Annotated in this window: 6 protein-coding genes and 1 riboswitch; of the genes, 5 read left to right on the top strand and 1 reads right to left on the bottom strand. The window is 75.5% G+C overall.

Annotation, left to right across the window (positions count from 1 at the left end; translation table 11 throughout):
- Positions 1–152: 152 nt before the first annotated feature.
- From ACI78V_RS09035 to ACI78V_RS09025, 3 genes are all read left to right on the top strand, one after another.
- Positions 153–1,343 (top strand): LytR C-terminal domain-containing protein, encoded by a 1,191-nt coding sequence (locus tag ACI78V_RS09035; RefSeq protein WP_456850507.1) that lies wholly within the window; start codon positions 153–155, stop codon positions 1,341–1,343.
- Positions 1,344–1,435: 92 nt separating this feature from the next.
- Positions 1,436–4,318 carry an alpha/beta fold hydrolase gene (locus tag ACI78V_RS09030; RefSeq protein WP_456850506.1) on the top strand — a complete coding sequence of 961 codons (2,883 nt, stop codon included), beginning with the start codon at positions 1,436–1,438 and terminating at the stop codon, positions 4,316–4,318.
- Complete coding sequence (locus ACI78V_RS09025) at positions 4,315–5,226, top strand: ABC transporter permease (protein WP_456850505.1); 912 nt, start codon at positions 4,315–4,317, stop codon at positions 5,224–5,226. The genes ACI78V_RS09030 and ACI78V_RS09025 overlap by 4 nt, the downstream gene beginning before the upstream one ends.
- Positions 5,227–5,352: 126 nt before the next feature.
- On the opposite strand, the gene ACI78V_RS09020 is transcribed toward ACI78V_RS09025, so the two are convergent.
- Positions 5,353–6,186, bottom strand: coding sequence for an HAD family hydrolase (locus ACI78V_RS09020; RefSeq protein WP_456850504.1), 834 nt, complete (start codon positions 6,184–6,186; stop codon positions 5,353–5,355).
- Positions 6,187–6,245: 59 nt separating this feature from the next.
- Positions 6,246–6,374: riboswitch (SAM riboswitch) on the top strand.
- Positions 6,375–6,386: 12 nt separating this feature from the next.
- On the opposite strand from ACI78V_RS09020, the gene thrC reads away from it, so the two are divergent.
- Entirely contained in the window at positions 6,387–7,688 is a 1,302-nt protein-coding gene (gene thrC, locus ACI78V_RS09015; protein WP_456850503.1) for a threonine synthase, read from the top strand.
- Positions 7,689–7,892: 204 nt separating this feature from the next.
- A complete protein-coding gene (locus ACI78V_RS09010; RefSeq protein ID WP_089405184.1) occupies positions 7,893–8,093 on the top strand; it encodes a cold-shock protein in 201 nt (66 codons plus the stop codon).
- The last annotated feature ends 320 nt before the right edge of the window (positions 8,094–8,413 follow it).

Below are 8,413 nucleotides of genomic sequence, written 5' to 3'. Positions count from 1 at the left end.
CGGGCGCCCCCCCGACGCCCGCCGCCCCCCCCCCCCCGCCCCCCCCCCCCCCCCCCCCCCCCCCCCCCCCCCCCCCCCCCCCCCCCCCCCCGGTCCGTCCGGTGCCCCCGCCGGTCCGTCCGACGTCGGTCGAGCCGGCGCCGGAGACCCGCGTGCGGCTGCCCCTGCCGCCGGCCGCCACGGCCCCCGCGGCGCCGGCAGCCCCTGCGGGGCCGCGCACCACCGTGGCGCCGTTCCAGGCCGTCCCGCGGCCGGACCCGGCCCACGACGAGCCCGCGTCCCCGGCCGGCCTGCCCGCCGCGGAGCCTGCCGCCGGCCGGTCGGCCGCCGCGCGTACCGCGTACCCGGCCGAGCCGGGTGTCGAGCCGTCCCCCGTGCAGCCGTCCTGGGGCGCCCGGTCGGCCCCGGCGCCCGACCCGTCGGAGGCCGCGCCCGGCTACCGCGACTGGACCAGCCCGTCCCGCACCCGTGACGTCGCCCCGCCGGCCACCACCGCCATCCCCGACCGCAGCCCGGCCCGGGAACACTCCGCCGGCGCGTCGGGCCGGACGCCCGCGCCGGACACCACCGCCATCCCCGACCGCACGCCGGCCGGCCGCAGCCGGGACGACGAGCCGCGCGACGTCCTCGACGACACCGACCGCCGGCGGGAGCCGGAGGACGGGCCGTGGACCGGCACGGACACGGGCGTCGTGGGTGGCCGGGCCGCGTTCCGCGCCGAGCGCCAGGCCGCCGAGGCCGAGCGCCGCAAGGCCGCCCGCCGCAGTGGTGGGTCGACCGCCGCCCGTCCCGACGACGAGGACGGCGGGGGCCGTCGCAGGTCGGGGGTGCGCCGCGCCGGCGCCGCCCTGCTCGCCATCGCCGTCGTCGCGCTGCTCGTCCTCGGCGTCCACTCCTTCGCGGGCTCGGACCCGAAGGAGGCGTCGACCGACCGGACCGCCCCGGCCGCACCCTCGTCCACCGCGGCCCCGGCCGCGCCGAGCTCGGCTCTCCCACCGCTGGAGGTCGCACCGCTGCCGCCGGCCGACGCGGCACCGGCCGAGGCGGTGCGCGCACCGGTCACGGTCCTCAACGCCACCGGCATCACCGGCCTGGCCGCCGACGTCGCCGGGGCGCTCGGTGCCCAGGGCTGGGAGTCGCCGGGCGTCGGGCAGTACCAGGGCGGTGACGTCGCGGTCACCACCGTCTACTTCACCAGGGGCGACGAGACCCAGCGCCAGGCCGCCGTCCAGCTCATCGCGCAGTTCCCGCAGATCACCGGTCCGGTGGAGCGCTTCTTCGAGGTCCCGGGCGTCGCCGCGCCGGGCCTCGTGGTGGTCACCACCGGCGAGTGGCGGCCCTGACCGCAGGCCGCGTCCGCCCCGCCTCCCGGCGGGTCCGGAACACCGGGGCGCCACCGTCCGTTGGCCGCTCCGTGCGTCCCCTCCGCGGGCCCGTGCGTCCCCGCCCGCGCCTCGGCGCCCGCGCGACGCTCGCCGCCCTGCTCACCCCGCTGCTCTCCGGCGTCCTCCTCGTCGCCGCCCCGGCTCCGCCGGCCGCCGCGACGGAGGACGTGGGCACCGAGGAGGCGCTGGTCCCCTCCGGTTCGGGCGCGGACGCCGTCGAGCTCGACACCACCGTGTACGTGCCGGCCTCCGCCACGGCCGGGGAGCCGGCCCCGGCCGTCGTCCTCGCCCACGGCTTCGGCGGCAGCAAGGACTCCGTCGCCGACGACGCCCGCGACCTCGCCGGGCGCGGCTACGTCGTCCTGACGTACTCCGCGCGCGGCTTCGGGGCCAGCACCGGCCGGATCGGGCTCAACGACCCGCGCTCCGAGGTCGCCGACCTGTCCACGCTGCTCGACCGGCTGGCCGAGCGCGAGGACGTGCTCCTCGACGGGGACGGCGACCCGCGCGTCGGCGTCGCGGGGGGCTCCTACGGCGGGGCGCTGGCCCTGCTCGGCGCCGCCTACGACGACCGCGTCGACGCCATCGCCCCGCAGATCACCTGGAACTCGCTGACCACCGCCCTGTTCCCCTCGCAGGTGGGTGCGGACGACGCCGGCACCGTCGCCGCCACCCCCCGCAGCAGCGACGCCGGCGTGTTCAAGCGTGTCTGGGCCGGGTTGTTCTTCAGCATCGGCGGGGCGCCGACCGACGGTCTGCTGTCCGCGCTCGGCGGCGGGAACGGCCGGGGCGGTGCCTCGGCCGACGACGCGGCCGCGGACGGCGGGACGCCCGCGCTGCCCCCGGTGGACCCCGCCTCGGTCGACCCGGCCGCGGTGGAGCAGCTGCTGACCTGCGGGCGGTTCCGCGCCGACATCTGCGCCGCCTACCAGACCGCCGCGGCCACCGGCACGCTGACGCCGGAGATCGCCGCGGCGCTGGACCGCAGCAGCCCCGCGACGGTCCTCGACCGCATCGACGTGCCCACCCTGCTGGTGCAGGGCACCCGGGACTCGCTGTTCGGCCTGGACCAGGCCGACGCCAACGCCCGCGGCATCGCCGCCACGGGCGCGCCGGTCAAGGTGGTCTGGTTCTCCGGCGGCCACGACGCGCAGGCCTCGGAGCGCACGACGGAGCGGCTGCGCGAGCAGGTGGCGGGCTGGTTCGACTGGCACCTGCGGGGGGAGGGCGAGGACCCGGGCACCGGCTTCGAGTTCCCCGAGCCGACGGGCGTGGGCAGCGGCCTCGACGTCCAGGGCGGCTCGCAGACCGTCGCCGCCGACAGCTACCCGGGCCTGGCCGGCACGGCGGCAGCCGAGCGCCGGTCGATCGCCCTCGACGGCGGCGTCCAGCCCGTCGTCACCCCGGCCGGCGGCTCACCGTCGGCGCTGACCACCTACCCGGGCCTGGGCTCGGTCACCGCGGCGCTGGGCGGGACGACGATCGAGATCCCGGGCCAGGCCGCCGCCTTCGACAGCCGGCCGCTCGACGAGGCGGTCGAGGTGGTCGGGGCGGCCACGGTCGACCTCGCCGTGGCCTCGCCGTCGGGCAGCGCGACGCTGTTCGCCAAGCTCTACGACGTCGGCCCCGACGGCGGGATGACGCTGCCGTCGGGCCTGGTCGCCCCGCTGGCCCTCACCGGTCTCTCCGCCGACCCGACCGCGCCGACCACGGTGTCGGTGACGCTGCCGGGGATCGTGCACCGGTTCGAGACCGGCCACACGATGCGCGTCGTCGTCTCCTCCACCGACCAGGCGTTCGCCCTGCCGGCGGAGTCCTCCGTCTACTCGGTGGCCCTGGGCGGCGGCGACGGTGCGGCGCTGGCCGTGCCGCAGGTCGAGGCGCAGGCCGAGGGCGTGGGTGGCACGTCGCGCTGGTGGGTGCTGCTGGGCGTGCTGGCTGCGCTCGGGCTCCTCGGCTGGGCGACCGCGGTGCTGTGGGGACGCCGGCGCCGCCGCCGCGTCTCGGCCGTGGAGCCCGACGGCGAGGACGTGCCCCTGCGGTTCACCGGCGTCACGAAGGCCTACAAGGACGGCTTCGTCGCCGTCCGCGACCTCTCCTTCGAGGTCCGGCGGGGCCAGGTGCTCGGCCTGCTCGGCCCCAACGGCGCCGGCAAGACGACGTCGCTGCGCATGCTCATGGGCCTGATCACGCCCACCGAGGGCCGGATCAGCATCTTCGGGCACGCCGCCGGGCCGGGCGCGCCGGTGCTCTCCCGGCTGGGCTCCTTCGTCGAGGGCACCGGCCTGCAGCCGCACCTCTCCGGCCGGGACAACCTCCGGCTCTACTGGGCGGCCACCGGCCGGCCGGCGGAGGACGCGCACATGGAGGAGGCGATCGAGGTCGCCGGCCTCGGCGCCGCCATCGACCGGCCCGTCCGGCGCTACAGCCAGGGCATGCGCCAGCGGGTGGCGATCGCCCAGGCGATGCTCGGCCTGCCGGACCTGCTGGTGCTCGACGAGCCGACCAACGGGCTGGACCCGCCCCAGATCCACGCCATGCGCGAGGTGCTGCGCTCCTACGCCGCCACCGGGCGCACGGTGATCGTGTCCAGCCACCTGCTCAGCGAGATCGAGCAGACCTGCAGCCACGTCGTCGTCATGGCCAAGGGGCAGAAGATCGCCCAGGGGACGGTCGAGGAGATCGTCGGCGTCGGGGGTGCGGTGCTCGTCGGCCTGGCCGACGACGCCGAGACCGACCGGGCGATCACCGTCCTCGAGGGCCTGCCCGGGGTGTCGGCGAGCCGCACCGACGAGGGGCTGGTGGCCGAGCTCGACGGCACCAGCCGCGCCCGGGCGCTGCAGGCGCTCGTGGCCGAGGGCATCGAGGTCGACCAGTTCACGCCGCGCCGTCGGCTCGAGGACGCCTTCCTGGCGCTGGTGGGGGAGTCATGACGATGCAGCGAGCCGCCGAGCCGGCCCGGGCGGCCGCCCCGGGGGAGGGGCACGTCCAGCCGACCGGGGCGGTGGCCGGCTACCGCCCGGAGCGCACCCTCCGGCTGTCGGTCGAGCTGCGGCGCCAGTTCAAGCGGCGCCGCACCATGGGCGTCTTCGCGCTGATGGTCGCGCTGCCGCTGATCCTCATCGCCGCGCTCCAGCTGGGGGCCAGCGAGGAGGCCGCGGAGAACGACCGGCTCAACCTGGTCGACGTCGCCACCTCCAGCGGGCTGAACTTCACCCTGTTCGTGCTGTTCGCGACGACGGGCTTCTTCCTGGTCGTCGTCTACGCGCTGTTCTTCGGTGACACCGTCGCCGCCGAGGCCCAGTGGGGGTCGCTGCGCTACACGCTGGCCACGCCGGTGCCCCGCATGCGGCTGCTCCGGCAGAAGTGGTACGCGGCGCTGGTGATGTCGGTCGGCGCGCTGCTCGTCCTCGTGCTCACCGGGCTCGTCGCCGGCGGCATCGCGTTCGGCTTCGAGGCCATCCAGACCCCGATCGGCGTGACGCTGCCGCAGGGGGAGGGGCTGCTGCGGCTGGCCGGCATGGTCGGCTACCTCGCCGTGCACCTGCTGGTCGTGGGCACGCTGGCGTTCTGGTTCTCCACGATCACCGACGCGCCGCTGGCCGCCGTCGGCGGTGCGGTGTTCACCATGTTCGTGTTCGCGATCCTCGACCAGGTGGAGCAGCTCGGCTCGATCCGCGACTGGTTCCCCACCGCGGAGGAGTTCGCCTGGACCGACCTGCTGCATACCCCGGTCGACTCCGGTGACCTGTTCCGCGGCGTGGTCCAGTCGCTGGTCTACGCGGCGGTGTTCACCGCGCTGGCCTTCCGCCACTTCGCCCGCCGCGACGTCACCTCCTGAGCGGAGTACCACGGCGCGGTGTCGTGCCCGAGTGGGGCCCGGAGGGCTCCGCGAAGGATGCGACGGTGGGACTCCGCGGAACAGGGGACGGCACGTGGCCGCGGTGCGGTCCGGAGGACCGCGATGTCACAGCGAGGCGCGGACGGCCTGGGCCCAGCCCTCGCCCATGGGGGCGTCGGTCACCGTCACGTTGGGGACGGCGGCCAGCAGGTCGGCCATGCCGTCCACGGTGGCCCCGTTCGCGGTGATCCAGAGCCGGCCCACCGCGGGCGCCATCTCCAGGTCGCTCACGCTGTCGCCGATGGCCACCGCGTCGGCGGGGGTGAGGCCGCGGCGCTCGAGGTCCCAGGCGATCGCCGCGCCCTTGGAGATCCCCCGCGGCATCAGGTGGTAGACCCGCGGCGGCAACGCCTCCGGCGCCAGGGTCATCCGGGACGTCGCCGGGATGGAGCCGTTGTCCTTCAGGGTCAGCCAGCCGGCGCCCATCTCGGCCAGCTCGGCGTCGACGGCCAGGGGGTCCACCCGGCCGCGCAGCAGCGCGTCGGTGCGGTGGGTGACGTGCCAGGGGGCGTGCCACTCCAGCCGGCCGGCGTGGCGGGCGAGCAGCTCCTCGACGACGCCGAGCCCGGCCATCACGTCCATGGGGGTGCGCCCGGCGTGCTCGGCGGGCAGGTCGCCGGTGAGGTGGTGCAGGTTGCGGCCGGCTTCCCAGCTGACCACCGAGCCCAGTTCGGCGATCGCGCCGTCCGCCGCGAAGATCCGCGCCGCCTCCACCACCTGCTCGAAGGTGCGCCCGCTGACCAGGACCAGGGTGACGCCGGCGCGGTGCAGGTCCAGCAGCGCCGTGGCGGGGGAGTCGGTCAGGTCGCGGGCCGCGGTGTGCCAGAACGACCCTCGCGGACCGACCATCGTGCCGTCGAGGTCGGTGTAGACGATGCGCGCGGAGGAGGAGGCGGCCACGGACACATCGTGGCCGGGCCCGTGCCGCGTGCAGCACGTGGGTACAGTCAGCGCTGTTCCACTCATCCAGAGGGGCAGAGGGACACGGCCCGACGAAGCCCCGGCAACCGCCGCCTGTGCGTCCGCGCAGCGGAAGGTGCCAATTCCGTCCCACCCGGCTCGACGGCCCGGGGTGGGGAAGATGAGGAGGTAGTCGTCGCATGACCCTGACCGCTCCCGGCTCCGTCCAGGCCGACTCGACCGCCGGCGGTCCCGTTCCGCCGAACCCCGCCCGCGGCCTGGTGTGTCGCAACTGCGGTGCCACCTTCGGCCTGATCGCCGAGCACGCCTGCGCCGAGTGCTTCGGCCCCCTCGAGGTCGACTACGACCCGGAGGTCATGCGGGCGGTCACCCGCGAGCAGATCGAGGCCGGCCCGCAGAACATCTGGCGGTACGTCGCGCTGCTGCCCGTGGGTCACGACCCCGCCTCGCGCGTGTCCCTGGACCCGGGCATGACCCCGCTGGTGCGCGCCGACCGGCTCGCCGCGGAGCTGGGCCTCACCGGCGGTCTGTGGGTCAAGGACGACTCGGCCAACCCGACGCACTCGTTCAAGGACCGCGTGGTCAGCCTCGCCGCCACCGCCGCCAAGGGCCTGGGCTACGCCAAGATCGCGGCCGCCTCCACCGGCAACCTCGCCAACTCCGTCGCCGCGCACGCCGCCCGCGTCGGCCTGCCCTCGTACGTCTTCATCCCCTCCGACCTCGAGCCGGGCAAGGTCGTGCAGTCGGCGGTCTACGGCCAGACGCTTGTCGCCGTCGAGGGCTCCTACGACGACGTCAACCGCCTGACCAGCGAGCTCGCCGAGACCGACGAGTTCGAGGACACCGCCTTCGTCAACCAGAACGTGCGGCCCTACTACGCCGAGGGCTCCAAGACGATGGGCTACGAGATCGCCGAGCAGCTGGGCTGGCGCATCCCGGCCCAGGTGGTCATCCCCATGGCGTCCGGGTCGCTGCTGACCAAGGTCGACAAGGCCTTCCGCGAGCTCACCGCCGCCGGCATCGTCGAGGCCACCGAGTGGACGATCTTCGGTGCCCAGTCCGCCGGCTGCGACCCGATCGCCACCGCCTTCGACAACGGGTGGGACGTCGTCAAGCCGGTGAAGCCGACCGGCATCGCCAAGTCCCTCAACATCGGCAACCCCGCCGACGGCCCCTACGCCCTCGACGCGATCCGCCGCACCGGTGGCTCGGTCGGGCGGGTCGGCGACGAGCAGATCGTCCAGGGCATCCGCGACCTCGCTCGCACGACCGGTGTCTTCGCCGAGACCGCCGGCGGGGTCACCGTCGCGGTGCTGCGCCAGCTGGTCGAGGACGGCCAGCTGGACCCGGCCGCGGAGACCGTCGTGCTCAACACCGGCGAGGGGCTGAAGACCCTCGATCCGCTCGAGCCGGTCGTCGGCCCGACGCACGTGGTCGAGCCCTCCCTGAGGTCGGTGCGGGCCGCGGGCCTGATCGGGTGAGCGGGTAGGGTCGAACGCGATACGGGTCGTCCGGGGGGTCCCCCGATCCGGGGTGTCGCGTGCGTGAGTTTGCTCTCACCACGGCTTTTGTGCTGTACGTTCTCCCGCGGTTCCAGTTCCACGTTCGTGTCCGGCGGGCGGAAGAGCTAGACCCGACGCCGGAACGGCTGGCGTCGTCCGCACGCACGAAACGTGGGAGCACACGTGGCACAGGGCACCGTGAAGTGGTTCAACGCCGAGAAGGGCTTCGGCTTCATCGCCGTCGACGGCGGCCAGGACGTCTTCGTCCACTACTCGGCCATCCAGATGGACGGGTACAAGAGCCTCGACGAGGGCCAGCGGGTCACCTTCGAGGTCGTCCAGGGCGAGAAGGGTCCGCAGGCCGACGGCGTCCGCGTCGCCTGAGTCACCCGGTCCGTCACCGAGGCCCGGTCCCCGTGAGGGGGCCGGGCCTCGGTGCTGTCCCGCCTCCACCGCGACCAGGGCGGCCCCACGCGGCCACGACCGACCCGCGGGCTCGGCGGGCTCCCCGGGAACGGGCGTGGACGGGGCCCCGTGCAGGTCGGGGGCGGCACGCGGCCACGGTGTCGGCCGGAGGACGACCGTGTGCTTGCACTCGGCAGGGTCGAGTGCCAGACTCGCGATTGGCACTCGACAGTGCCGAGTGCCAATCAGGTCGGATGCGGTGAGGCGCTGGTGCGCGGGCCGACGGAGTGCCCGTACCA

This window comes from Geodermatophilus sp. SYSU D00742, from assembly GCF_054049935.1.
Note: the sequence above shows the minus strand (reverse complement) of the source record. Positions and strands in the feature narration are given on the sequence as shown.

Bases quoted from the DNA above. Each gene is read 5' to 3' on its own strand.
- ACI78V_RS09025 (WP_456850505.1), top strand. From the start codon at position 4,315: ATGACGATGCAGCGAGCCGCCGAGCCGGCCCGGGCGGCCGCCCCGGGG.
- thrC (WP_456850503.1), top strand. From the start codon at position 6,387: ATGACCCTGACCGCTCCCGGCTCCGTCCAGGCCGACTCGACCGCCGGC.